At 34.9% G+C, this 25717-nt stretch carries 26 protein-coding genes; 19 read left to right on the top strand and 7 right to left on the bottom strand.

Annotated elements, in window-relative coordinates; translation table 11 throughout:
* Window position 1 precedes the first annotated feature (1 nt).
* The 7 genes from HVS_RS07615 (at window position 2) to HVS_RS07645 (ending at window position 4983) form a co-directional block, all read left to right on the top strand.
* Window positions 2-799, top strand: coding sequence for a tRNA threonylcarbamoyladenosine dehydratase (locus tag HVS_RS07615; protein WP_101300833.1), 798 nt, complete (start codon window positions 2-4; stop codon window positions 797-799).
* A 68-nt stretch (window positions 800-867) separates the two neighbouring features.
* Window positions 868-1536, top strand: a complete 669-nt coding sequence (locus tag HVS_RS07620; protein ID WP_101300835.1) for a P-loop NTPase — start codon at window positions 868-870, stop codon at window positions 1534-1536.
* A gap of 15 nt (window positions 1537-1551) precedes the next feature.
* Window positions 1552-2265, top strand: a complete 714-nt coding sequence (locus HVS_RS07625) for a PilZ domain-containing protein (RefSeq protein WP_101300837.1) — start codon at window positions 1552-1554, stop codon at window positions 2263-2265.
* 26 nt (window positions 2266-2291) lie between these two features.
* A complete protein-coding gene (locus HVS_RS07630) occupies window positions 2292-2495 on the top strand; it encodes a 4Fe-4S dicluster domain-containing protein (RefSeq protein ID WP_101300839.1) in 204 nt (67 codons plus the stop codon).
* A 104-nt stretch (window positions 2496-2599) separates the two neighbouring features.
* The gene (locus HVS_RS07635; RefSeq protein ID WP_101300841.1) at window positions 2600-3655 is read left to right on the top strand and encodes a 3-methyl-2-oxobutanoate dehydrogenase subunit VorB; all 1056 of its coding nucleotides are present in this window, start codon (window positions 2600-2602) and stop codon (window positions 3653-3655) included.
* 41 nt (window positions 3656-3696) lie between these two features.
* Window positions 3697-4443, top strand: coding sequence for a thiamine pyrophosphate-dependent enzyme (locus tag HVS_RS07640; protein ID WP_101300843.1), 747 nt, complete (start codon window positions 3697-3699; stop codon window positions 4441-4443).
* Window positions 4444-4446: 3 nt separating this feature from the next.
* Entirely contained in the window at window positions 4447-4983 is a 537-nt protein-coding gene (locus HVS_RS07645; protein WP_101300845.1) for a 2-oxoacid:acceptor oxidoreductase family protein, read from the top strand.
* A gap of 48 nt (window positions 4984-5031) precedes the next feature.
* Here HVS_RS07645 and HVS_RS07650 read toward each other — a convergent pair whose 3' ends face one another.
* Both HVS_RS07650 and HVS_RS07655 read right to left on the bottom strand, forming a co-directional pair.
* Window positions 5032-7155 carry a glutamine synthetase III family protein gene (locus tag HVS_RS07650; protein ID WP_101300847.1) on the bottom strand — a complete coding sequence of 708 codons (2124 nt, stop codon included), beginning with the start codon at window positions 7153-7155 and terminating at the stop codon, window positions 5032-5034.
* Window positions 7156-7371: 216 nt separating this feature from the next.
* Window positions 7372-7692 carry a YmaF family protein gene (locus HVS_RS07655; protein WP_101300850.1) on the bottom strand — a complete coding sequence of 107 codons (321 nt, stop codon included), beginning with the start codon at window positions 7690-7692 and terminating at the stop codon, window positions 7372-7374.
* 266 nt (window positions 7693-7958) lie between these two features.
* Here HVS_RS07655 and HVS_RS07660 point away from each other — a divergent pair, with 266 nt between their 5' ends.
* Together HVS_RS07660 and HVS_RS07665 are read left to right on the top strand one after the other, a co-directional pair.
* Window positions 7959-9638 carry a 2-oxoacid:acceptor oxidoreductase subunit alpha gene (locus HVS_RS07660; RefSeq protein WP_101300852.1) on the top strand — a complete coding sequence of 560 codons (1680 nt, stop codon included), beginning with the start codon at window positions 7959-7961 and terminating at the stop codon, window positions 9636-9638.
* A 1-nt stretch (window position 9639) separates the two neighbouring features.
* Window positions 9640-10494: a thiamine pyrophosphate-dependent enzyme gene (locus tag HVS_RS07665; RefSeq protein ID WP_101300854.1), complete on the top strand. Its 855-nt coding sequence runs from the start codon at window positions 9640-9642 to the stop codon at window positions 10492-10494.
* Between the two features lie 159 nt (window positions 10495-10653).
* On the opposite strand, the gene HVS_RS07670 is transcribed toward HVS_RS07665, so the two are convergent.
* Window positions 10654-11724, bottom strand: a complete 1071-nt coding sequence (locus HVS_RS07670) for an LCP family protein (protein WP_101300856.1) — start codon at window positions 11722-11724, stop codon at window positions 10654-10656.
* A gap of 250 nt (window positions 11725-11974) precedes the next feature.
* Between HVS_RS07670 and rbr the strand changes: the two genes are divergently transcribed.
* Window positions 11975-12568 carry a rubrerythrin gene (gene rbr / locus HVS_RS07675; RefSeq protein WP_101300858.1) on the top strand — a complete coding sequence of 198 codons (594 nt, stop codon included), beginning with the start codon at window positions 11975-11977 and terminating at the stop codon, window positions 12566-12568.
* A gap of 66 nt (window positions 12569-12634) precedes the next feature.
* Here rbr and HVS_RS07680 read toward each other — a convergent pair whose 3' ends face one another.
* The 3 genes from HVS_RS07680 to HVS_RS07690 form a co-directional block, all read right to left on the bottom strand.
* On the bottom strand, window positions 12635-13069 hold the full coding sequence (locus HVS_RS07680) for a hypothetical protein (protein WP_101300860.1): 435 nt from the start codon (window positions 13067-13069) through the stop codon (window positions 12635-12637).
* Window positions 13070-13096: 27 nt separating this feature from the next.
* Window positions 13097-14092 (bottom strand): flotillin-like protein FloA, encoded by a 996-nt coding sequence (gene floA / locus HVS_RS07685; protein ID WP_101300863.1) that lies wholly within the window; start codon window positions 14090-14092, stop codon window positions 13097-13099.
* Between the two features lie 116 nt (window positions 14093-14208).
* Window positions 14209-15276 carry a branched-chain amino acid aminotransferase gene (locus HVS_RS07690; RefSeq protein WP_101300865.1) on the bottom strand — a complete coding sequence of 356 codons (1068 nt, stop codon included), beginning with the start codon at window positions 15274-15276 and terminating at the stop codon, window positions 14209-14211.
* Between the two features lie 284 nt (window positions 15277-15560).
* Here HVS_RS07690 and HVS_RS07695 point away from each other — a divergent pair, with 284 nt between their 5' ends.
* The 5 genes from HVS_RS07695 to HVS_RS07715 all read left to right on the top strand — a co-directional run bounded on the left by HVS_RS07695 (window position 15561) and on the right by HVS_RS07715 (window position 21397).
* Entirely contained in the window at window positions 15561-16070 is a 510-nt protein-coding gene (locus HVS_RS07695; RefSeq protein ID WP_235827655.1) for a YqeG family HAD IIIA-type phosphatase, read from the top strand.
* A 27-nt stretch (window positions 16071-16097) separates the two neighbouring features.
* On the top strand, window positions 16098-16979 hold the full coding sequence (locus HVS_RS07700; protein WP_101300869.1) for a shikimate dehydrogenase: 882 nt from the start codon (window positions 16098-16100) through the stop codon (window positions 16977-16979).
* 417 nt (window positions 16980-17396) lie between these two features.
* Window positions 17397-19583, top strand: coding sequence for a CotH kinase family protein (locus tag HVS_RS07705; protein ID WP_101300871.1), 2187 nt, complete (start codon window positions 17397-17399; stop codon window positions 19581-19583).
* Window positions 19584-19856: 273 nt separating this feature from the next.
* Entirely contained in the window at window positions 19857-20666 is an 810-nt protein-coding gene (locus tag HVS_RS07710) for a polyphosphate polymerase domain-containing protein (RefSeq protein WP_101304143.1), read from the top strand.
* A 77-nt stretch (window positions 20667-20743) separates the two neighbouring features.
* Window positions 20744-21397, top strand: a complete 654-nt coding sequence (locus HVS_RS07715; RefSeq protein WP_101304145.1) for a DUF4956 domain-containing protein — start codon at window positions 20744-20746, stop codon at window positions 21395-21397.
* A 159-nt stretch (window positions 21398-21556) separates the two neighbouring features.
* On the opposite strand, the gene HVS_RS07720 is transcribed toward HVS_RS07715, so the two are convergent.
* Complete coding sequence (locus tag HVS_RS07720; protein ID WP_101300874.1) at window positions 21557-23173, bottom strand: S8 family serine peptidase; 1617 nt, start codon at window positions 23171-23173, stop codon at window positions 21557-21559.
* Window positions 23174-23539: 366 nt separating this feature from the next.
* On the opposite strand from HVS_RS07720, the gene HVS_RS07725 reads away from it, so the two are divergent.
* From HVS_RS07725 to HVS_RS07735, 4 genes are all read left to right on the top strand, one after another.
* On the top strand, window positions 23540-24670 hold the full coding sequence (locus HVS_RS07725) for a family 8 glycosyl hydrolase (protein ID WP_101300876.1): 1131 nt from the start codon (window positions 23540-23542) through the stop codon (window positions 24668-24670).
* A gap of 224 nt (window positions 24671-24894) precedes the next feature.
* Window positions 24895-24990, top strand: coding sequence for a hypothetical protein (locus tag HVS_RS16280; RefSeq protein ID WP_235827656.1), 96 nt, complete (start codon window positions 24895-24897; stop codon window positions 24988-24990).
* A gap of 25 nt (window positions 24991-25015) precedes the next feature.
* The gene (locus HVS_RS07730) at window positions 25016-25468 is read left to right on the top strand and encodes a hypothetical protein (RefSeq protein ID WP_101300878.1); all 453 of its coding nucleotides are present in this window, start codon (window positions 25016-25018) and stop codon (window positions 25466-25468) included.
* Between the two features lie 53 nt (window positions 25469-25521).
* Window positions 25522-25647 carry a hypothetical protein gene (locus HVS_RS07735; RefSeq protein WP_235827772.1) on the top strand — a complete coding sequence of 42 codons (126 nt, stop codon included), beginning with the start codon at window positions 25522-25524 and terminating at the stop codon, window positions 25645-25647.
* Window positions 25648-25717 lie beyond the last annotated feature (70 nt).

Genomic DNA, 25717 nt, shown 5'->3' on the forward strand with positions numbered 1-25717 from the left:
TATGCTTTACGAATTTTCAAGGACAGAATTATTAATTGGTAAAGAAGCGTTGAATAAATTAGGCAATTCAAAAGTGGCGGTTTTTGGAGTTGGCGGTGTGGGTTCTTTTGCAGTGGAGGCACTGGTGAGGGCAGGTGTAGGAAAGCTTGTTCTTGTGGATAGTGATTGTGTATGTGTTACAAATATAAACAGGCAGATTCATGCCAATCACAAAACGGTTGGAAAGCCTAAAGTAGAAGTTATGAAGGAAAGAATAATGGAAATTAATCCAAAGGTAGAAGTTACCACCTATCAGGAGTTTTTTTTACCGGAGACAGGGGGTAATCTTATCCGGGAGGACTATGACTATATTATAGACGCAATAGATACAGTAACGGGTAAAATCGGGCTTGTTGTCAAGGCAAAGGAAATGGGCATACCAATAATATCCAGCATGGGTGCAGGCAACAAGCTTGACCCATCAAAATTTACAGTGGCGGATATTTATGAAACTTCAGTATGTCCATTGGCAAAAGTAATGAGAAAAGAACTCCGGAAAAGAAACATACACTCACTGAAAGTTGTGTATTCAACAGAAGAACCTGTAAAGCCTGCAAGTCCTGAAGGTATATGCATTAACGGTGATGCCGGTTTCCCGGATAAGAGGGATGAATCTCCAAAGGATGCAGCTAATGAGGCAGCAGGCAAAAAAAGCGTAATTAAAAAACGGGTACCCGGAAGTGTATCCTTCGTACCTCCTGTAGTTGGCTTTATTGCTGCAGGTGAGGTAATCAAGGATTTAATAGGGTATAATAAATAATAGGATGCTTAATATTGGGTATCCAAAATTAGGTATCTAAAAATTTTTTAACAAAGTAAGGTGTGTATATGACAGAAAAGAGAATAAGTATTTTTACAGGACATTTTGGCAGTGGTAAATCAGAGGTTTCTGTAAATTTTGCATTAAAACTGCCACAAGTTAAAAACAAAGTAGCACTTGTTGATTTGGACATAGTTAACCCGTATTTCCGTGCCGTTGACGCAAAAAAGCTATTATCAGAAAGCAATATAAAAGTAGTGTCTCCTATGTATGCAAATACAAATGTAGACGTCCCGGCTCTTACTCCAGAAATAAATGCATTGTTTGAGGACAAAAGCTACAATGTGGTTTTGGATGTAGGAGGGGATGACTTAGGGGCTAAGGCCTTGGCCAGGTATAATGAAGAGCTTATAAATGAAGGATATGAAATGTATTTAGTTGTAAATACCAAAAGGCAGGATACTGATACAGTAAGCAAAATAATAAAAATGGCAAAAGAAATAGAAGAAGCATCAAGGCTTAATATAACCGGTCTTGTAAACAATACAAATTTACTAAAAAACACCACCATTGACGATGTTGTTGAAGGTCATGTTATAATAAAGGAAGCATCAGAAGAGCTTGGAGTACCTATTTCCTTTGTAAGCGGTTTTTATGACTATTTAAAGGGAATAGAGGATATTATAGGGAACAAAGTTTTGTTTTTAAATAAATATATAAAGTTGCCGTGGGATTAAATGGAGGATATGCTTATGGCAGATAAAATTATGTTAAGTGAATTTCTTGATGTAGGTAAGGTAATAAAGACAAAACACTATAACTCCAACAACTGGGTAAACAATCTGGTGTATTCTTTTAATAATGACAGCATAGAGATAGATATAGGGCTTGAAAAGGATTATATTGAAAACATAATTATGATCGGGGACACCATGAGATGTAAGTACTCCACTGATGCTTTTGAATACACCATGACAGGGTGGGTAAGCAGAATAAAATTAGAACATCCACAGAGCATAACGATAAAGATACACGAGATAGAGAGATTCTTAAATAACAGAAAAAGCTACAGATATGATGTATATCTATGCTCAATAATCAAAAAAAATAAAGATGACAAAAAAGGAGTATTTGCTATAGTAGTTAACCTTAGCAATATAGGATTGGCCTTTGTTGTAAATGAAGATTTGGAAAAACAGTTAAGTAAAAAAGGGACGTTGGAAAAGGGGGACATGCTCTTTTTTGAACTTTATATAACATCCCGGAAAAAAGTTTGTTTTGAAGGTGTGATAAAGGGACAAAGTCCAAGTGAAAAAGGCAAAAAATACGGGGTTGAAATTACACATATTGATAAAGAGGATAGAAATGCTTTAGAAGGATTTATTAATAGACTTGAAAAAAAGGATAATGAGATTTATAATAGACAAGATGGCTTTTGGTCTAAACACAGCAAATACAATAAATAGCAAGAAAAAGATAATGGGGGATTTAAATGGCAAAAGTTACTATCAATGAAAACAGGTGCAAAGGATGTAAGCTTTGCATTTCTGTATGTCCAAAAAAAATTATTATAGTACAGGACAAGTTAAACTCAAAAGGTTTTCATCCTGTAGGTATTTCAGACATGGAAAAATGCATTGGCTGTGCTTTTTGTGCAATGATGTGTCCTGATTGCGTTATTGAAGTTGAGAAATAGACACAGTACCTGCCAAAAAACATTACAATATTTAACATCATAAGATTAAGATATTTTACAACATGATATAAGATATATTAGAAAAAGTAAAAGGGGTTATTTAAATGGGTGAAAGATATTTAATGAAAGGAAATGAAGCTATTGCAGAAGCAGCTTTAAGAGCGGGATGCAGGTGTTACTTCGGATATCCTATAACACCACAGACGGAAATAGCACATTATATGGCAAAAAAAATGCCAAAGGTGGGTGGAAGTTTCGTTCAGGCTGAAAGTGAAACAGCTGCTATAAATATGGTTTATGGAGCTGCATCCACCGGTGTGAGGGTTATGACTTCATCTTCAAGTCCCGGAATAAGCTTAAAACAAGAAGGAATATCCTATATTTCCTGTGCTGAACTTCCTGCAGTTATTGTGAATATTGTAAGATGCGGACCAGGATTAGGAGGAATACTTCCGGCACAGGGAGACTATTTTCAAGCTGTAAAAGGCGGAGGCCATGGGGACTATAAAATGGTTGTTTTGGCGCCGTTAAGTGTACAGGAACTATATGAACTTACAGTTGAAGCTTTTAATATTGCTGATAAGTACAGGATTCTCACCATGATAATGGGCGACGGTATACTAGGTCAAATGATGGAAATGGTTGAGTTTAAAGAAGAGGAAAACATTGTACGGGGAGATAAATCCTGGGCTACTACAGGGACAAATATGGAAAGGGACAAAAATGTTGTAACCTCCATATATATAGAACCGGAAGTTTTAGAACAGCACAACTTAAAACTTCAAGCTAAATACAAAATGATAGAGGAAAATGAAGTCAGGGTTGAAAGCTACAATTGTGAAGATGCTGATATTATTGTTGTGGCATTTGGAACAATAGCCAGGATAGTAAGTAATGTTATAAAGCAGGCAGAGAAGGAAGGAATCAAAGTAGGACTTATAAGACCTATTACTTTGTGGCCATTTCCAAAGGAAGAGTTTGAAAAGTATGCAAAGGTGCCAAAAGCCTTTTTAACTGTAGAGCTAAATGCAGGACAGATGGTGGAAGATGTGAGGTTGGCAGTAAATGGTAGAAAACCTGTTTATTTTTACGGAAGAATGGGCGGAATGATACCTAAGGAAGCGGAGATTTTGGACAAAATAAAGGAAATATTGAAATAACAAGAATTTTTTAGAATTTACTTTTGGAAGGGGTAGTGAAAATGGCTATAGTTTTTAAAAGACCACATGCGTTGGCAGATGTACCTATGCACTACTGTCCTGGATGTACTCATGGAATTGTTCACAGGATTATAGCTGAAGTAATAGATGAATTGGGTATTGAAGGCAAAACCATTGGTATATCACCTGTGGGTTGTTCATATAACAATTATGAATACTTTAATTGTGACATGATACAGGCGGCTCACGGCAGGGCACCTGCAGTAGGTACCGGGGTAAAAAGGGCTCTTCCTGACAAAGTGGTATTTACCTATCAGGGAGACGGTGATTTGGCAGCTATAGGAACAGCTGAAATAGTTCATGCAGCCACCAGGGGTGAAAAGATAACCACAATATTTATAAATAATGCTATATACGGGATGACATCAGGTCAGATGGCTCCCACCACATTGATAAACCAGGTTACCACTACTTCACCTTTTGGAAGAAAGCCGGAGACAGAAGGTTACCCAATAAGGGTTTGTGAGCTTCTCAGCACTTTAGACGGGGCGGTTTATATTGAGAGAACTTCCGTTCATGACATTAAAAATATAAGAAATACCAAAAAAGCCATTGAAAAGGCATTTAAAGTTCAGATGGCAAACAAAGGTTTCTCAATGGTTGAAGTTTTATCCACATGCCCAACTAACTGGGGAATGAACCCTCTAAAAGCTTTAGAATGGGTTGAAGAGAAAATGATTGAAGCATATCCATTGGGAAATTTTAAGGGTCAGGATTTGGAGGTGTAATTAATGCAGCATAGAGTTATTATTTCCGGTTTTGGCGGACAAGGTGTGGTATCAGCTGGCAGGATACTTGCATATTGCGGTATGATTGAAGATAAAAAGGTTTCATGCTTGCCTTCCTATGGCCCTGAAATGAGGGGGGGAACGGCAAACTGCCATGTAATTGTTTCTGATGAAGACTTTGGTTCACCGGTTTTAAACAGTGCAACGGCTTTAATAGCTATGAACAATCCTTCTTTAGAGAAGTTTGAAAGTGTAGTTGAGGAAGGCGGCATTATTATTGCTGACAGTTCACTGGTTGACAAAAAACCTTCTCGTAAGGATATAAAAGTGTGCTATGTACCTGCGACAAATAAGGCTTTCGAAATGGGGAATGCTGCATTTGCAAATATTATTCTTTTAGGAAAGCTTATAGGTGAAACAGGAATAGTTTCAGAGGATAATTTTGAGAATGCTTTATATAAAATTCTGTCACAGAATAAACATCATTTAATACCGGCGGAGATGGAAGCCCTTAAATACGGAATAGAGTACAAAGAATAATATATAAAAAAGGCATTAGTGTAGAAACTATATGCCTTTTTTATTATTTTATATGTTAAACAGTAACTCACCGTAAGTGGGGAATGGCCACATTTTTTCATCCACTAAAGTTTCTAATTTGTCGGCAACTTCCCTTACCTTAGACATCTTAACATACACGTTGTCTTTATAAAACATCGCCATACCGTAGGTGTCAACAGACAATTCTGATGCTTCTTTTAGGGAGTTTTCCAAATCATATACATTTTTCTTCAGTAAAGCAAGGAGTGAAGACACTTCCTTTAAAATTTCATTTTGGGCATAGGTATCTGCATCAAGACCCGTTTTTATTACGGCATTTACAGAGTCTGCAACAATGGTGATGTATTTTATAACAGCAGGTATAATTTGACGGTTTACAATTTCAATTGTGGTAGAGGCTTCTATGTTAATGGTTTTTATATAGTGTTCCAAAAGAATTTCACGGCGGGATTCAAGTTCATGCCTTGTTAGTATATTATGTTTTTCAAATAATCTTACATTTTTTTCTTCAACCAATGCATTTGCCGCTTCAACGGTTGATTTTATATTTGGAAGCCCTCTTCTTTCAGCCTCTTTAATCCATTCTTCAGAATAATTATTTCCGTTAAAAATTATTCTTTTATGATTAGTCACAATTTCTTTTAAAATATGTTGTACTTCTGAAGTTACATCCTCTGCTTTTTCTAATCTGTCTGCTATCTGGCAAAGCATTTCAGCAACAATGGTATTTAGCATAAAATTTGCTCCTGCAATGGAAGCAGATGAAGGAACCATCCTAAACTCAAATTTGTTACCTGTAAAGGCAAAAGGTGAAGTCCTGTTTCTGTCTGTTGTGTCCTTAGGAAGGTTTGGGATTGTTGATACTCCTATTTTAAGTTTACCGCCTTTTTTACAGGAGGTTGCCCCGCCATTGCCGTTTTCTATTTGATGCATAATATCAGTAAGCTGTTCCCCTAAAAAGATGGATATTATAGCAGGGGGGGCTTCACTGATTCCTAAACGGTGGTCGTTTCCGGGAGTAGCAGCAGACAGCCTTAAAAGGTTTGCATATTCATCCACCCCTTTAATTACTGCACACAAAAACACCAGAAACTGTGCATTTTCATGGGGAGTTTTTCCCGGGTCTAATAAATTCTGGCCGTCATCAGTGCAAAGGGACCAGTTATTGTGCTTACCGGAGCCGTTGAGACCTGCAAAGGGTTTTTCGTGTAAAAGACACACTAAATTATGCCTTAGTGCAACTTTTTTTAGTGTATCCATAATAATGTGGTTTTGGTCGGTAGCAATATTTGCAGTGGTGTAAATAGGTGCTATTTCATGCTGTGCAGGGGCAACTTCATTATGCTTAGTCTTTGATAAAACACCAAGCTTCCAAAGTTCCTGATCTAATTCCTTCATAAAAAGGGATATTCTCTCTTTTATAGCCCCAAAATAATGATCTCCCAACTCCTGTCCCTTTGAGGGTTTTGCTCCAAAGAGGGTTCTGCCGGTAAATATAAGATCCTTTCTTTTCAGGTAAAGATCCTTATCTATAAGAAAATATTCCTGTTCAGCCCCTACAGTTGTTATAACTTTTTTGGCTGTTGTATTTCCAAAAATCCTGAGAATCCGCAGGGCTTGTTTTGATAAAGCCTCCATAGAACGTAAGAGGGGGGTTTTTTTGTCTAATACTTCCCCGTTATAAGAACAAAAGGCAGTTGGAATATAAAGGGTACTATCCTTAACAAATGCCGGAGAAGTGCAGTCCCAGGCAGTATATCCCCTGGCTTCAAAAGTTGCCCTGAGACCTCCTGAAGGAAAGGAGGATGCATCAGGTTCACCCTTTATAAGTTCTTTCCCTGAAAACTCCATTATTACTTTCCCGTCAGATGTGCGGGAGATAAAGGAGTCGTGTTTTTCTGCGGTAATTCCTGTCATAGGCTGAAACCAGTGTGAGTAATGGGTAGCTCCTTTTTCTATTGCCCAGTCCTTCATTGCATTTGCCACTATTTCAGCAACCTGGGGATTAAGAGGAATACCCTCATCAATTGTCTGTTTTAAAGCTTTATAAGTAAGTTTAGGGAGGCGTTCCCTCATGGCAGTATCATCAAATACATTAGAACCAAATACATTACTCAATGAGTAGGTCTGCTCCTTTTGATCTTTATACATTTTGAATCTCCTTTCAAGATAAAACATACCAAAAAAACAAAAAGACGTACCAATACAATTGTGAAACGCCTTTCATGTAAGTTCTCTTTCTAAAATTTATTACAATTCTACATTAAATATAGCACATAATAAATACTACATATGGTAATCTACATACTATATATAGTAAACGTTTTTTTATAAAAAAGCAAGTTTTTATTTTAAAAATCCAGGATTTTAAATGAATGCCTGGATTGGCTTTTTCCCTTTTACATATGCAATTTCTTCATCAGTGTAGCCGGAAAAGGCATGCTCATGATGTTGGTTTTCCTCTAAAATCTCTTCAATTTTATGGACATGACCGTTAGGGGTTTTAACAGGTAAGCCTGTAAAGCCCGAAAAATAGTGAGTGTGGTCTTTATGTGAAGATACACCATAAAATGTATGAAAGTGCAAGGAGCTTGTTCCTACTGTGTGTTGTGTGTAGCCAAGTATTTTGTGTTTGTGATAATTAGATTCTTTACTTTCAAATTTATATTTATGCATATGGAAGTGCATAAAAAACCTCCTTGAAAAAAGTTATCTACTACAATATCTCTACTATATAATTTACACAAAATATTATAATTTATTAAGACAAATATTGCAATGTCAAGAATAAGCAATAAATAAGTGAAAATTTATATTTATTAATTGTTTTTTATTTTATTTGGTGGTAAATATAAAATTGTAAGTTAATAGTTATTTTTTATGTAAAATTTTAAAAAATTTATATTAACAAAGATTTAGAAGTAGTAAAAATAAAAAACATAAGAGGTGAGATAATGGATTACAACATTTTAATTGGCGGGGCGGCAGGGCAGGGAATGGAAACCATTACCTCCATAATTGAAAAGGCATTAAAAAGAGCCGGTTTTGAGATTTTCACCATTAGGGATTATATGTCAAGGGTAAGAGGAGGACATAATTTTACCCAAATCCGCTTTAGTGAAGAAAAAATTACTTCCCACAGGGACAAGCTTAGCGGGATTATAGCATTTAATGCCAAAACCATTTCATATCACATTAAAAGACTGGAAAATCATGGTTTTATCATATCTGATGAAAGTGTTGAATTTGAAGATGCGCGTCTTAAGAAACTTCCCCTGATGGAAACGGCAAAGGAAACAGGAAACGTAAGGGTTTTTGGAAGTGTTGCGGCGGGAGCCCTTTTTAAGCTTTTTAATATTGACATATCTTTTTTAGAAGAGGTTTTAAAGGAAACCTTCAGGGAGGAGATAGCATCCTTAAACATAGAGGCGGTAAAGAGGGGATATGCTTTGGTTGATTCCCTCTATAGCATCAGCTTACCTAAAAAGGATGAGAATATACTTATAAACGGCAATGACGCCATAGCCCTTGGGATTATAGCAGCAGGATGTAAATTTTATTCTGCATACCCTATGACCCCTTCCACAAGCATTATGAACTACCTGGCGGGCAAAATGCATGAGGCAGGTATTGTTGTAGAGCAGGCAGAGGATGAAATAGCAGCAATAAATATGGCGATAGGTGCGTCTTATGCAGGAGTAAGGGCTATGACAGGTACTTCAGGAGGAGGTTTTTCCCTTATGGTGGAAGCCCTAGGGCTTGCGGGAATGCAGGAAATACCCCTGGTGATTGCAGAAATTCAAAGACCCGGTCCTGCAACGGGACTTCCCACAAGAACAGAACAGTCAGATTTAAAATTTGTAATTTCCGCATCCCATGGTGAATTTCCCAGAATGGTTATAGCCCTTAAAAATCCTGAAGACTCTTTTTATCAGACTGTCAGGGCATTTAATATAGCTGATAAATACAGAATCCCGGTTGTTATTTTAGGAGATCAGTATTTGGCGGATTATACCACAACCATAAAACCCTTTGACTTGTCAAAAGTGGAGATTAAAAGGTATTTTAACCATAAAGATTATATGGACGGCAAAAAAGAATTTAAAACATATGAGATAAATAAAAGTGGTATCTCACCCAGGATAATTCCAGGGAAAATAGAAGGTACCAGGGTTTTAGCAGACAGTGATGAACATGATGAATACGGACTGATAACAGAATCAGCTGAAGTCAGGAAGAATATGTGTGAAAAGCGGCTAAGGAAAATGGAACTTTTAAAAGAAGAACTTATTGAGCCTTCATTTTATGGAGAAGATGAGCCTGATGTTTTGCTTTTAGGATGGGGTTCCCTTGATGGTCCTATGAGGGAAGCAGTGGGGCTATTAAATAAAAATACAGGTAAAAAGTATGCTGCGTTGGTTTTTGGGGACATATGGCCCCTTCCTGTAAAAATGTTAAATGAGATGCACAAAAAAGCTAAGACCATTATAAATGTTGAGCAAAATGCAACAGGGCAGCTGGCCTCTATTATCAGGGCAGAAACAGGTATTACATGCCACAGAAGCATTTTAAAGTACGATGGAAGACCAATTAGCAGGGATGAAATATACAATAAGCTTATGGAGGTAAATTAATATGGATAAGTGCACTTATAAAACATTTGAAACAGCCTGGTGTCCGGGATGTGGTGATTTTAATATATTGGAGGCTTTAAAAAATGCCCTTATAAGCCTTAAAAAGAAGCCTCATGAAGTTTTGGTAGTGGGAGGTATAGGACAGGCGGCAAAAACAGCGCAATATATAAATACCAATGGATTTTGCGGGCTTCACGGCAGAGCCATACCTCCTGCTGCTGCAGCTAAAATAGCAAATAAAAATTTGACGGTAATTATAAATACAGGGGACGGGGATACTTATGGGGAAGGAGGAAACCATTTCATCCATAACATAAGAAGAAATGTGGACATTACACATTTTGTACACAATAATCAGATATACGGTCTTACAAAGGGTCAGGCGTCCCCCACCACTGATTTAGGGCACAGGACAGCAGTCCAGCCTGAAGGTTCCATAAATTTTCCAATAAATCCTGTCCTTACAGCCATATCCCTCGGAGCGGGGTTTGTTGCAAGAGCCTTTAGCGGAGAGTTGGAACATTTGACTTCTATTATGGAAGAGGCAATAAAGTATAGGGGGTATGCTTTAGTTGATATACTCCAGCCCTGCGTAAGTTTTAACAAAATAAATACTTTTTCCTGGTACAGCAAAAGAGTTTATAAACTTGATGACTCCTATGATTGCACCGATAAGCTAAAAGCCATGGAAAAAGCCATGGAGTGGGGGGATAAAATCCCAATAGGTATAATATTTAAAAAAGAGATGGAGACGTACCATGATAAAGTGGATTTTCTAAAAAATAAGGAGCCCCTTGTTTATCAGGAACCTGTATCTAAAGAAAAAATTAATGATATGATAAGGGAATTTGCTTAAAAGTTTTAAAGGTTTATTTAAAAGCCTGCATAAAATGTGATTAATATGCAGGCTTATTTATTTCATTTATATGCTTAGTTTATATATGAATAATTAAAATGTTAGATTTATTTATTTGATATAATAATTTTATATAATATATTTCTGATATAATTTAATTTACTCTATAACAACATAATATGTCCTGTTTATGATTTTTCCGGTACCTGTAACAGTCATTGTTTCCAGCTGATAGTCGTTGGTGATTACATCTTTAGCAATACCTATATATGAGGTGAGAATATTCCCAACCCCGATGCTGTGGCGGACATTTTTGCTCAATGTACTTATAAGTCCGGGTATTTTGTCAATATTTGATATTGTACCATGCTGTTCTATAAAGGCTTTTATGAAGTTTATCTGATTTCTTTTTCTTTCATAATCACCCAGGTTGACAAGGTTTCCTTCTTCATCATAGTACTGTCTGAACCGTACAAAACCTTCTGCTTCCTCTCCGTTTAGCCACCTGGTGCCCTTTTCAAGGGCAATTGAAAGGTCCTGGAATGGATCTTCATAGAACATATCGTAAGGAACATATATGCTAACCCCTCCAAACAAATCCACCACTTCTCTAAAGCCTTTAGGGTTTACGCTTACATAATCGTCTATTTTTATGTTAAAAACTTCATATATTACATCAGCAAGAAAATTAACAGAGTATGCACTAAACTTACCCTCATAGGACAAAAAGGGGCCAATTTGATGGGCACTGTTAATTTTATAGTAGTCAGGACGGTTTCTGTTATTTAAATCAAGATAGTGCCTGACTTTTAAATTATAATCTATATACAAATCCCTGGGTATCATAATGATTTTTAACTTTTTGCTTTCTTTATCTATACTAAATATACCTATAGTATCATTAAGGCCAGATAAAGCGTCAGAGCCTGTAAATAATATATTTATGCTGTTTGGGGAAACAAGCTGTTCTTGGTATCTGGGACCATTGGTTAAACCAGGGATGGCATCATAGTCTATTTCTTCTTCAGGTTCCGGTGTATTGGTTGATTTTTTATTTAAGTAAGAATTAAAGAAATTACCAGGATTTATATCCGGAGCATTCCCGCCATATGTATCAGGGTTAATTGGGTCATAAGTCCCGCTAAAACCTGCCTTAGCCAGGATAAATATTAAACTTCCCACTACAAAAAATACAAAACCCCATATAAATATAGATTTTTTAAAATTCATCACAATTACCCCTATATTTTATTTTTCTTTTGTAAAATGTATACTACATAATATTTTATCATATTTTTTTGATTTTTAGAAAAAAAATGATTTTTTTAAACTAAACTTAAATATATTGTAATATTGTCACACAAAATAATTTTTTTTTTAAAACAATTTTAAAAAATTATGTTTTAATATATAATAACAATGGTATATATATGGGTAGTATTGACTAAAATAAAATAATAATATAGGAGGTTATAATAAGATGAAAAGTTTAAAAGGTACAAAAACAGTTGAAAACTTAATGAAAGCATTTGCAGGAGAATCGCAGGCAAGAAACAGATATACTTATTATGCCAGCGTAGCAAGAAAAGAAGGGTATAAGCAGATTGAAGCGATTTTCCTAGAAACTGCTGACCATGAAAAAGAGCACGCAAAAAGATTTTATAAATTTTTATTAGAAGGTTTAGAGGGAGAGCTTCCAGCTATATTAGAAGTAAATGCTACTTATCCTGTTGCTCAGGGTACAACACTTGACAACCTTCTTGCAGCAGCAGACGGGGAAAATGAAGAGTGGGCAAAATTATACCCTGCTTTTGCTGATGTAGCTGAAGAAGAAGGATTCCCTGAAATTGCAGCAGCTTTCAGAATGATTTCTAAATCTGAAGAACAGCATGAAATAAGATATAGAAAACTTGCTGAAAATGTTAAAGAAAATAAAGTATTCAAAAAAGATCAAAAAATCGTTTGGAGATGCCGTAACTGCGGATATGTTCACGAGGGAGACACAGCTCCAGAACTATGTCCTGCATGTATACACCCACAAGCACATTTTGAAGTTTTCATGGAAAATTATTAATATAAAATTTTTAAAAGTAAAAATCATTATAAAAATAAGCCGGAACTATAAAGTCCCGGCTTATTTTTATAAGTACTGTCTGTATCTTCTTAAAGATTTAGGTTTTCCAAGTATTTCAGAAAATATTAGTCCTTTTAAAACATCATTACCGGATAAATTTGAAAAATTAGGTATAATGTCACTGTTTCGGTTTTTCTTTACTGAAGGGTTAGCATGTTCTTTTATCTTTGGAGTTGCAACATTTTCTTTTACAGTACCACTATTAGCTTCTCTTAAAGCACCAGATTTATCATCAGTATTAGTATAATTTGAAATGATAACATTTTCTTTTACATTAACAGGACGCCTTGCAGAAGGGGAAAGACCCTTAATTGTTTCTATATTGCCTTCAGCTGTCCTTTGCGAATATTTATTTTTATCAGACTTTTTTTGAACTTCATCTACCACAGTGTCAATTACATCCACAATATTTTCAAAAATATCAAATAGAAATTCACTCATAAATAAAACTCCTTAAAATTATAAAAACTATTTTTTATCATGTTGCTTTTCATCATCACTCTGAGTTGCTTTTGAAAGGCTTAGTCTCATTTGGGTATCTGAAATTATATTTTGCATATTGTAATAATCCATAACGCCGATTTTACCTTCACGTAAAGCTGCAGCCATGGCTTTTGGAACTTCTGCTTCAGCTTCCACAACCTTAGCTCTCATTTCCTGGACTCTAGCTTTCATTTCCTGCTCGGTAGCTACCGCCATAGCCCTTCTCTCTTCGGCCTTTGCCTGTGCTATACGCTTATCAGCTTCTGCCTGGTCAGTTTGAAGCTGGGCGCCTACGTTTCTGCCAACATCAATGTCCGCAATGTCAATGGAAAGTATTTCAAATGCCGTACCGGCGTCAAGACCTTTTTCCAATACGGTTTTAGAGATTGCATCAGGGTTTTCTAAAACTTCCTTGTGGCTTTCAGCAGAACCAACGGTGGTAACCACACCTTCACCAACACGTGCTATAATTGTCTGCTCTCCGGCTCCTCCCACTAAGCGGTTGATGTTTGCCCTTACCGTAACCTTTGCTTTGGCACTAAGCTCTATACCGTCCTTTGCAATTGCGGAAACAACAGGAGTTTCAATAACTCTGGGATTTACACTCATTTGAACGGCTTCAAGAACATTTCTTCCTGCTAAGTCAATGGCAGCAGCTTTTTCAAATTCAAGAGGGATATTTGCTCTTTGAGCGGCAATAAGGGCATTTACAACCCTGTCAACATTTCCCCCTGCTAAGTAGTGAGCTTCCAGCTTGTCAATTGTAAGCTTTAAGCCTGCTTTTGTCGCCTTAATAAGGGGATTTACCACCCTTGAAGGTACAACTCTTCTTAATCTCATACCTACAAGTGTGAAAATACCGATTTTTACATCGGCAGCAAAAGCAGAAATCCAAAGACCTACAGGAATAAAAGACAAGAGAACAGACAGCAAGATAACTGCTCCACCTATTACTAGAATTAGAATTACAAATGGCGGCATAAACATTGCTCCTTTCATATTTTGTTTTTTTGTAAGTAATCCAATAATAAATTTTTTAGTTTATTATTGGATTACTAATATTTAAATATTACTGCTTTATATTACTGCTATTATTACTATACTTCTACTGTCCAGCCAAATTTGTCTTCTACTTTTCCGTACTGGATACCTGTTAGTGTTTCATATATTTTAGAAGAAAGTGAGCCGATTTTGCCATCATTTATTTTTATAACATTGTCATTCCAGCTAAGCTCTCCAATTGGTGAAATGACAGCAGCGGTACCGGTTCCAAAAGCTTCTATAAGGGTACCCTTTGCATGGGCATCATATAATTCTTCAATTGTAATTTTTCTTTCTGTAACTTTTACGCCCCAGGATTTTAAAAGTTCAATGGTGGAATCCCTTGTTACGCCTGCTAAAATACTTCCTTCCAAAGATGGGGTGATTACTTCATTATCTATGTTGAAAAATACATTCATTGTTCCAACTTCTTCAACATATTTTTTCTCTACACCGTCCAGCCATAGTACCTGTGTATAGCCTTTTTTATTTGCTTCCACCTGGGATTTTAAGCTGCATGCATAGTTTCCGGGAGTTTTGGCATATCCTATACCTCCCCTTACGGCACGCACATAGTCACTTTCAACATATATTTTTACAGGATTTATTCCCTCTTTATAGTATGCACCAACCGGTGAAAGGATTATTATAAATTTGTAAGTTAATGAGGGTCTTACACCTAAAAACGGATCTGTCGCTATGATAAACGGGCGTATATAAAGGGAAGTGCCCTCAGCTTCAGGAATCCAGTCCTTTTCGAGTTTAATAAGGGCTTTTAAAGCCTCCAGTGCAAAATCTGTGTCTATTTCAGGTATGCACAGTCTCTCATTTGAAATATTTATTCTTTCCATGTTTTTCTGAGGTCTGAAAAGAAGTACTTTTCCCTCTTTGGTTTTGTATGCTTTAAGGCCTTCAAAAATTGCCTGGCCATAGTGAAAAATCATTGTTGAAGGCTCAAATTCCATAGGTCCGTAAGGAACAATTTTGGGATCATGCCAACCCTTGCCTTCTGTGTAGTCCATTACAAACATATGGTCTGTAAAAACTTGTCCGAAACCTAAACTTGATGGATCTGGTTTTTCTTTAGGATTCTGAGTTTTTTCTACGCTTATTACTAATGACATTTAAAATAACCCCTTTCAATAAAAAATCTAATAAATATATATTATCATATTTTATCATAGTATAGTGTTGTGATGTGAATTAGAAATAGCATATATTCTATTATGCTACTTTTTTATTAAAAAATCCAGTACTTTTAAATATTTGATATAAAAAAAGCAAAATAAAAAATTTATATTTTTATATTGTTGATATTATCCTTCTGTACTGTTATTCTATAATTATGGTTTTAATTATGGATAAAAAAAATTATAAAAGTTTTAAAATTGAAATTTTGGAGGGGAAGATGATTAAAAAGTTTTATCCTGATTTAATAGCGGATAATGTAAAAAAAATAGATTTAAATTATTTACTTGAAAATAATATAAAAGGTCTTATCCTTGATATTGACAATACTCTTGTGCCTGACTATGTTGAAGAGGCAGGGGATGATATTATAAAGTGGGTGGATAAAGTAAAAAAAATGGGGTTTAAAGTTTGTATAGTTTCAAATGCCACCCAAAAGAGAGTTTTAAAATTTAATGAAAAGTTGGGGGTTGATGCAATCTCCAGGGCCTCAAAGCCTGGCAAGAAGTCTTTTTTAAGGGCAATAAAAATCATGGGTATAAAAGCAGAAGAAACTGCTGTTATAGGAGATCAGATTTTTACCGATATATATGGAGGAAATAAGCTTAATATGTTTACAATACTGGTAAAACCCATAGCCACTAAAGAATTTATTCTGGTAAGGATAAAAAGATTAGCAGAAAAATTTGTTTTGGCAAAACATGCAAAAAGTAATCAAAAAAGAACTTAAAAAATTAAGAATAGAGGGGATAGCAGCATGAATATTGATGCAAGGGTTACAGGAAAGACAAAATTACTAGGGCTTATTGGAAATCCTGTGGGACATTCTATTTCGCCTATATTACACAATACTCTAAGTTCTCTTTTGGGTTTGGATTATGTATATGTGCCGTTAAAGGTAGAAAAGGAAGATTTATCCCTTGTAGTTAAGGCACTAAAATCTTTGGATTTTGTAGGATTTAATGTTACTATTCCATATAAAAAAGAAATAATGAAATACATTGACGAAAACAGCATAGAAGCCATTTTAATGGGAGCTGTAAATACAGTTAAAAAAATTGACGGAAAATTATATGGCTACAACACGGATGCAGAGGGGTTTTTAAGGTCATTTAAAGAAGAAGCCGGTACTTCTTTTGAAGGGAAAAAAGTTGTCTTAATCGGGGCTGGTGGAGTAGCACGCCCTATAGCGGTAAAAATTGCCTCTGAAGGGGCAGAAAAAATAAGCCTTGTAAACAGGACTAAAGAAAAGGCTATAGAACTAGCGGAAACTGTAAATGAAAATGTGAGGGAAATTGTACAAGTTTATAATTTTGAAGATAAAACATTTAAAATGGCTGTTGAAGAAAGTGATATAATTATAAACACTACTTCTGTGGGAATGACCCCTGATGTTGGAAAGAGTCCTATAAGCGGGGATTATTTTAATGACAGCCAGATTGTTTATGATGTAATATACACACCCCTTGAGACAAAATTATTAAAAGATGCAAAAAAGAAGGGCTGTAAAACAATAAACGGACTGGGTATGCTTTTTTATCAGGGAATTAAGGCATATGAAATATGGACAGGGGTTAAACTTTCACAGGAGCATATTAATGAGGTTTATAGTTCCTTTAAGAAAATTATAATAAAATAAGTAATAAAAATTTTAAAAACACCGAATAGTAATACTAAGGGTATCTTAAGGTGTTGAAATAATCATTGCTATGTGGGTATAATATAATAAGTAAGCACTTTTAATATTTATAGTTTGTTTTTATAGTTGTATTTTAAAAACCGGCATTAAATTATAAATGAATATGGTATTACCGTTTCAATATCCTATTTATATTCAATCTATTTATATTCAATGAAAAGCATTCAATGGAAATTATTCAACGAAAAGCAGATTTATAGTATTCATTTTAGATATTCTTTTTTTTAAGTCTCAGAGTTAAGTTTCAGAACTGGTTTAAATTTTTTTAGTTAATAAGATTTTAACTAAAAAGAGATTTTTTAAATTAAAAAGAATCTGTTTTTAGTTTTATATAATTTTTTTTAGGAGGGTTTAGATTTGAGGAAAAAAATATGTGCTTTACTAATTTTTGCAGTTCTGTTATCTGCATTAACAGGGCTTAATGTTTTTGCGCAGTCAAACAAGGCCCTAAGACCGGTTTTTTCACATCAGGGAGGCTTTTATACACAGCCTTTTGAGTTGTATTTAAGTGTCCAGGAACCAAATACACGCATTTTTTATACTTTAGACGGCTCAGTGCCTGTTCCCGGTTCTGAGGGGACTTTTGAGTATTCAGGCGGAATATTGATTAGAAACAGAACAGATGAACCTAATGATTTGTCAATGATAAGAAATGTATCAAACGACATGTTTCAGGGCTGGATAGAGCCGAAAGGACAGCTTTTTAAAGGAACTGTCATAAGGGCAATTGCTGTAAACCAACAGGGAATTGCAAGTGATGTGGTTACCCGGTCATATTTTGTAGATCCTAATGGGATTCAAAGGTATAAACTACCTGTAATTTCTATAGTAACTGACAGGGATAACCTTTTTGATAATCAAATTGGAATATATGTGAATGGAAATTATGAAATGAGAGGGAAAGAATGGGAAAGACCTGTCCATGTGGAGTTTTTTGAAGCTGACAATACCCTTGCTTTTTCTCAAAATGCCGGAATCAGAATACATGGCGGGTATACAAGAAAATATGCCCAAAAATCCTTCAGGCTGTATGCCAGGGAAGAGTACGATGAAAAAAAATGGTTTGAACATGAGATTTTTCCCGGTTTAAAAGCTAAAGGTACCGGGGAGAGTATAGAAAAGTTTAAGCGTCTGGTTCTGAGAATGTCTGGTAATGATTCCCAGTATACAATGTTCAGGGACGGGCTTATGCAGGATTTAGTTTCCCATTTCAATGTGGATACCCAGGCTTTCAGGGCATCGGTATTGTTTTTAAACGGCGAATTTTGGGGAATATACAATGTCAGGGAGCGATACGATGACAGGTATTTTCAAATCCACTACGACCTTGACAGGGATAAAGTTGCACTTTTGAGTATCGCAGGTACCACGGCAGAATCAATTGAAGTGGATGAAGGGACGGAAGAGGATGCCCAGGATTACAGAAATATTATAAACTATATCAGGCAAAATAATATTAAAGACAGTAGTACATATGAGTATGTCAATACAAAGCTGGATTTGGACAGCTATATTGATTATCTCATTACCCATATTTATTTTGCAAACACAGACTGGCCTGCAAACAATCAGACTTTATGGAAATACAAGACAGATAATCGGGAGTACAATCCTAATGCCCCTAAAGGACAGGACGGCAGATGGAGATGGGCTATAAGAGATACTGACTTTGGTTTTGGTCTTGCATACGGCGGTCAGGTAAATCACGATACATTATCATATGCTTCAACTGAGGGAAGAGGTTTTGGAGCTCCCCCTGCCTGGTCGGTATTTTTATTTAAAACTCTTTTAGAAAATGACGATTTTAGAAATAAGTTTATAAACCGCTTTGCAGATCATATAAATACTGCTTTTGTCCCAGAAAGGGTAAATGAGATGATTGACAAAAAAAGTGGAGATATAGCTCATATTATAGATGAACACAACAGGCGCTGGAATAAAATTGAGGATTGGAACAAGGAAGTTAATATACTAAGGGATTTTGCCAACAGAAGACCTTCTTTCGTTATAAATCATATAGTTAACAGATTTAGAAATAACGGGGTAAGTCAAAGTGCATCTATAAATCTCAGCACTGATATTGAAAAGGGTTATATCAGGATAAATTCAATAGATATAAACGAAAAAACCCCCGGGGTTAAAGATCCTGCTAACTGGAACGGAGTGTATTTTGGAGGGGTTCCCGTTACCATCAAAGCAATTCCGAATGAAGGTTATCAGTTTGAAAGATGGGAAGGAGTCAATGAAGATATAAAGTATAATGATACAATTACAATTAATCCTCAAAACAATTTGAGTATAAAAGCTGTCTTTAAAAAGACCTCATCAGGAGGGCGTATGATGGGTGACATAAACGGAGATAATGTAATAAATTCTTCAGATTATGTACTTTTGCAAAGATATATTTTAAATATTTCAGATTTGAAATTAGAAGATAAATATGCCATTACTGATTTATATGAAGATGGAGAAATCAACTCCATAGATTGTGCAATTTTACAAAGATATGTTTTAAATATAATCACATCATTACCACATAAATGATTAATAAGTTTAATTTTTAATGCCATGGCACAAAAGTGCCATGGCAAAGACTATCTTTACTGACCCAAAAATTTTTTTAATCCGAAGTATAAGAATAAAGGCAAGTGTTTTAAAAAAATGAAAAGATGCATCAAAATTTTTATTGCCTTCGTATTTTAATATTGTAATGTTTAAATGTAAAAGTTGTGGGAAAGGAGTGGTGTATTATATAGCCATTATCTGATGTTGTCTGTTTTTGCAAAAGTCAAAATAATAAGGGGGTGGTATAAAGCCATGGCAATAGAGGTATTTAACAGGTATGAAAAAAAGTATTTAGTTAGAGCCGAAATATACGAAGATGTTCAACGTGTACTAAGTAAATACATGGAGCTTGACGAATACAACAAAAAACATCCGTATTACACTATTTGCAACATATATTATGATACGATGAATAATGAGCTTATCAGAAAGTCAATTTCAAAACCTAAGTACAAAGAAAAATTAAGATTAAGAGGTTATGGAATACCTTCTTTAGAAGATAAGGTCTATTTAGAAATCAAAAAGAAGGTAAACGGGCTGGTTAATAAAAGAAGAACAAGGCTGGTATTAAAAGAAGCCTACAATTATCTTTTTACTTCAATAATGCCCGAATACAAAGAATATATGAACAAACAAGTTTTAAATGAAATTGACTATTTTCTAAAACTATATAATCTTGTGCCAAGGATTTATATTGCATATGACAGGAGGGCATTTTTTGGAATTGATAACAGAGATTTGAGAATAACATTTGACACAAATATAAGGACAAGAAGAACGGATTTAAGGCTTGAACTTGGTGACCATGGAGAAAAACTTTTAGACGATAATGTGTACCTTATGGAGATAAAAGCAGAAAAAACCATCCCTGTATGGGTGTCTAAAATGCTTAGTGAATTTAAAATTTACAGAACAAGTTTTTCTAAGTATGGTACTGAGTACAAGAAAACAATAGTTCAAAAAGTTTCTGAGGGGGAAAGAGTTGAGTGTTTGAAACAATTTTATATACCACAGCTTTATCATCAAAGATATACTTTTGCAACTCCGCAATTGCAAATATAGGTGAGGTTGTTGCAAATTCAAATGCAGGCAGGATAATTGCAAATATAGGCAATATAATAAATCCTGCAGTAGAAGAAATGGGAATGGATATATCTATTTCTAAGGTAATATGGACGCTGGTATTTGCGTTTCTATCAGGAATTATAATTGCGCTAACTTATATAATAACACATGCAAGGGGCCGCTACTCACAAAACTTTACACATACATTGCTTATGGTTCCGGCTGTCATTGCAATTATAATATTGTTTGTTGGAAGTAACTTTGCAAGAGCTTTCAGCTTAATGGGTATATTCTCAATTATAAGATTCAGAAGTGCCCCGGGAGATCCAAAGGATATTTCTTATATACTTTTTTCAGCAGGGGCAGGACTTGCATGTGGTATTGGGTTGTGGACATATTCAATATTGTTCACTCTTATAATATGTGGATTTATGTATGTTATAAGTATAATTAATTTTGGAGACAAAAAGATATACACCAAACAGCTTAAAATTGTTATACCGGAAGATTTAGACTATAAGGGTGTTTTTGATGATGTGCTTTTAAAATATACTTCAAGTCATGAATTAAGGAGGGTTAAGACGACGGATTTAGGCACCCTTTATGAACTTGTTTATATAATTACAATGAGGGAAGATGTAAACGAAAAAGAATTTATTGATGAATTAAGGTGCAGAAATGGAAATTTAAATATTACATTGTCCATGAAAGCAGAACCTGACTATTAAAATAAATTTTTTAAATGCCTGTATTTTAAGTTATATTTGTCATGATATATGATATGGGGGGTATATGTTAGAAGAGAAAGTTTGTATATTAAAAGAGCAATATCCAGGATATTAGCAGAAGTAAAATACCTGCTAATATCCTGGATATTTATTTAGCTTTTATTTTTTCAAAGAATAAATGTCTATAATTTCCAAAATGTGCATTTGAAGCAGGGTATAATCAAAAGAATTGATTTCGCCGTCATTATTTATATCTGCAGCATTTTTTCCTTCTATGGAAGGGAAATCATCTATCACTTCTAAAATATATCTAGATATTAAAGTTAAATCAGCTGAGTTAATGGAGCCGTCCCTGTTTACATCCCCTAAAGTATATGAGTGAGGATTGGTGTCATCAGTATTTTTTACAGCCAGTAAAGCAGCATGTGCATCCAGCAAGCCATGACCAAAATAATTCTTATTGCCTAAATCCCGGGCAGTTTCCGTTAAAATCCTGCGTACATCTTCTGGGGATATGTCTTTGTCTAAGGATCTTATAAGACCTGCAACTGCTGAAACCTGAGGGGCAGAGCTGGATGTTCCTGAAAAATGCGCGTATTTATTGCCCGGTATTGCGCCGTATATAAATGTACCCGGGGCTACTATATCAATTTTATCACCATAGTTAGAAAAATCCGCCTTATTCATATTCATGTCTACAGCGCCTACAGCAATAACAGTATCATAAGCTGCCGGATACATAACCTCATCTTTGTTGTCATTTCCGGTTGCCGATACTAAAATGGAGCCATTTGAAAATGCAAATTCACAGGCAGCATTAAGCCCTCTGGAAAAAAACTCTCCTCCAAAAGACATATTTATAACGTCTGCATTTATGCCGGAAGCGTATAATATAGCTTTCTGAATATCATAAGATGACCCTAAACCGTCTTTGTTTAAAACCTTTATAGGGATAATTGTTGCTTTTTTCATAACACCTGAAATTTTGCCATAACTTGCAATGACACTAGCAACATGTGTTCCATGTGCTCCTTCATCCATTATGCCGTTCCCTATATAAGTTTTTGCCAAGTCTGTGTTTACCAGGTTTTTAAGACTTTCATGATTATAGTCTATTCCGGAATCTAAAACAGCAATTTTAACATCTTCATGACCGGTTGATATGTTCCATGCATCAGGAATGTTAATCATGTTTAAGTACCATTTTTGATAGCTGTGCATACTTGTTGTATCCTCTGCCAGTGCTTTCAGGATATAGTTTGGTTCAATGTATTTGACATTGTAATGGTTTTCGGTAAGAATCTTTTCAAGATTTTTAATGGCGGTTTCTATAGATTGATATTTATCGGGGTATTCCACCAACATAACATTACCTATATTTTGAAGAATTTTTTCTTTGAAATGTCCGTCATAACTTTGAATTTTGAAAGATTTATCATAATTTAAAAGATTATCGTAATTAAAATGGCTGTCATAGTTTTGAATTGAGAAAGTATAATTTTGAGTATGGTGGTGAGTATATATATCATTGTCAAGGGAGTCTACTACATTAAATCCGTTTAATTTCATAATTGAAATGGCATCCGGTATTGAATTATTTGTACTTTGGGCAGAAAAAACGTTTCTGTCTTCTATGCAGACAACAAGCTGTCCTTCAATGTGGTCAATTAGCCGTGTTCTTGTGTTTTTATCAAACTCCGGATTTGCACTTAATGTAAGACTAGACGATAAAAACACCAAAATGATGATAAAAAAAATAAATCTTTTGGGCTTCAAATAAATACCCCCCTTTATTTAAAAAATATATATATATTAAATTATACAGCAAATTCTGACAATTTACCAAGAAATATATGTAAAAAAATAAAATTAATCACCTAAGGAGAAGGAACAAGTGTCATATTAATGTATTAATATAAATATGAAATACGAGTATGAATATAGGTATGAGTATTATATAAATATAAGGTTTGACAAGAGGGTTATATCAATATAGAATTAGGTTATCAAATGGAATTTAAGTCAATTTTAAAAAAGCAAATTTGGAAGTTTGCTTTGATATTTTATTTAGAATTTATTGAAAATAAAACTTAACAGAAAAAATCAAAAGAAAAAAATAAAAGAAAAAGAAAGGAGCTTAATATGAAGGGAGCATTTTACACAGGAAAATACAGAAACATATTTAAAGAATTTGGCTATTCTGAAAAGGAAATTGAGAAAAAGATTGAAGATGCGTATAATACAATTTTCTATGGTTCAGATGATGAGAGATTGTACCATCAAGTTGGGGACGATATGTCATATTTTTTAGATACCGGGAATAATGATGTGAGAACTGAGGGAATGTCATATGCCATGATGATGTGTGTACAAAGAAATTGGAGAAAGGAATTTGACTGCCTTTGGAAGTGGGCTAAAAAATATATGTGGATGGAAGAAGGGGAAAATGCCGGCTACTTTGCATGGTCTGTAGCACCTGACGGGACAAAAAACTCCTACGGCCCGGCACCTGACGGGGAAGAGTACTTTGCCATGGCGTTGTTTTTTGCGTGGAAGCGCTGGGGTGACGGTGAAGGTATTTTTGAATATTCCAAAGAAGCCAGGGATATATTAAGAGAATGCTTACATAAAGGAGAAGACGGGAAACCGGGACATCCAATGTGGAATCCAAATAACAAGCTTATTAAGTTTGTTCCGGGTATGGAGATTACAGATCCATCGTATCATTTGCCTCATTTTTATGAATTATTTGCCCTGTGGGCGGATGAAGAAGACAGGGAGTTTTGGAAAGAAGCTGCCAAAGCCAGCAGGGAGTACTTAAAGAAAGCCTGTCATCCTGTTACAGGTCTTGCACCGGAGTATGCACATTATGACGGGACACCTTACATGAAAGATAACAGGCAAAGGTACTATAGTGATTCCTACCGTGTAGCTGCCAACATCGGTCTGGATTATGAATGGTTTGGTGTAGATGACTGGCAATGCACATGTGCTGATAATATACAAAGGTTTTTCTGTGAAACCGTTGAAGGTAAAATAGACATGGTGTACGAAATAGACGGGACAATTATTGATGAAAAAGCACTGCATCCTGTTGCAATTATTGCTACAAATGCCCAGGCCTCTTTAGCTGCTAAGGGGAAATACAGAAAAGAATGTGTTGATTTATTTTGGAATACACCATTAAGGACAGGCAACAGGCGTTATTATGACAATTGCCTGTATCTCTTTGCGCTGTTGGCACTAAGCGGAAATTATAGAATATGGAAGTAGGCAGTTTACATTAAATAAGCTTGTTAAGTTGTTGATAAAGGTTGAATATAAATTTGTTCTAAAAAGTATGATGTAAATAACTTAAATAAAGTATGAATATAAATTACTGACAGGATAATTAGAATGAATGGTATATGTAAAAAAGTATGCCATTCATTCTAAATTTTTAAATAAAGTAAAGCGATGTTAACTATTGTATTTAAAAAATTTTTAGAGGGCGAGAAGTGGTTGATTTTATTGCAGGCATGACTGATGATTACTTCAACAGGGAATTTGAAGATTATGTGATACCTAAGAGCTTTGGCGCAAGAATTACATAAAAAATTTTGTGAAAGGAAAATATGAATGGATTACAGGAAACTTATGGATCTGGTTTATGTAGAATTAGTTGGTTTAACTGAGCCGGAAGCCAATTCATTAAGGTTATATTTTAAAAAATGTAAAATCAGTGGCAAATCAGAAAATTTAATTATTAATAAACATATTATAGAAAATCTATATCCAATTATAGAGGATGAGAAGATGCCAGTTATACAGATGGACTTTGACAGCTATATTGCATACTCAGTAACTAATGAATCTTTTACCTCTTGGGATGATTATGAGGAATTCGAGGGAAAGGCTTTTAGGATTTATAAGAGATCCCGGTATTTGGATTTTATAAAAGTACATACATTTGCATGTGATGATTATCCGGGGCATTTTGAACACTATGGAATTGTGTGTTTAGATCATATTGTTAACGTTGTTTCGGTTGAAAAACCTGTTATAAATGAAGTAAAAATGAAAATTCCATAGTTTATCCGTTAATTGAACGGGAACAGGTTATACGCTCAGAAAGTGAAGAACATATTAATAAGTTCCATGATGGTTCATTAAAGCTTTTTTTCTCTACATTTCTTAAAAAAGAAAAACTCACCGATGATGAAATAATAGCTGCTGTTATAATATTGAAAAACTCAGTACAATTTCTATAATTTCTTACATATGGCTGTTGATTTCTTTGGTGCTGCTAAGTTTTGGCATATATGCATATTTGAAAGCTTC

Source organism: Acetivibrio saccincola, assembly GCF_002844395.1.
Classification (GTDB): Bacteria; Bacillota; Clostridia; order Acetivibrionales; family Acetivibrionaceae; genus Herbivorax; species Herbivorax saccincola.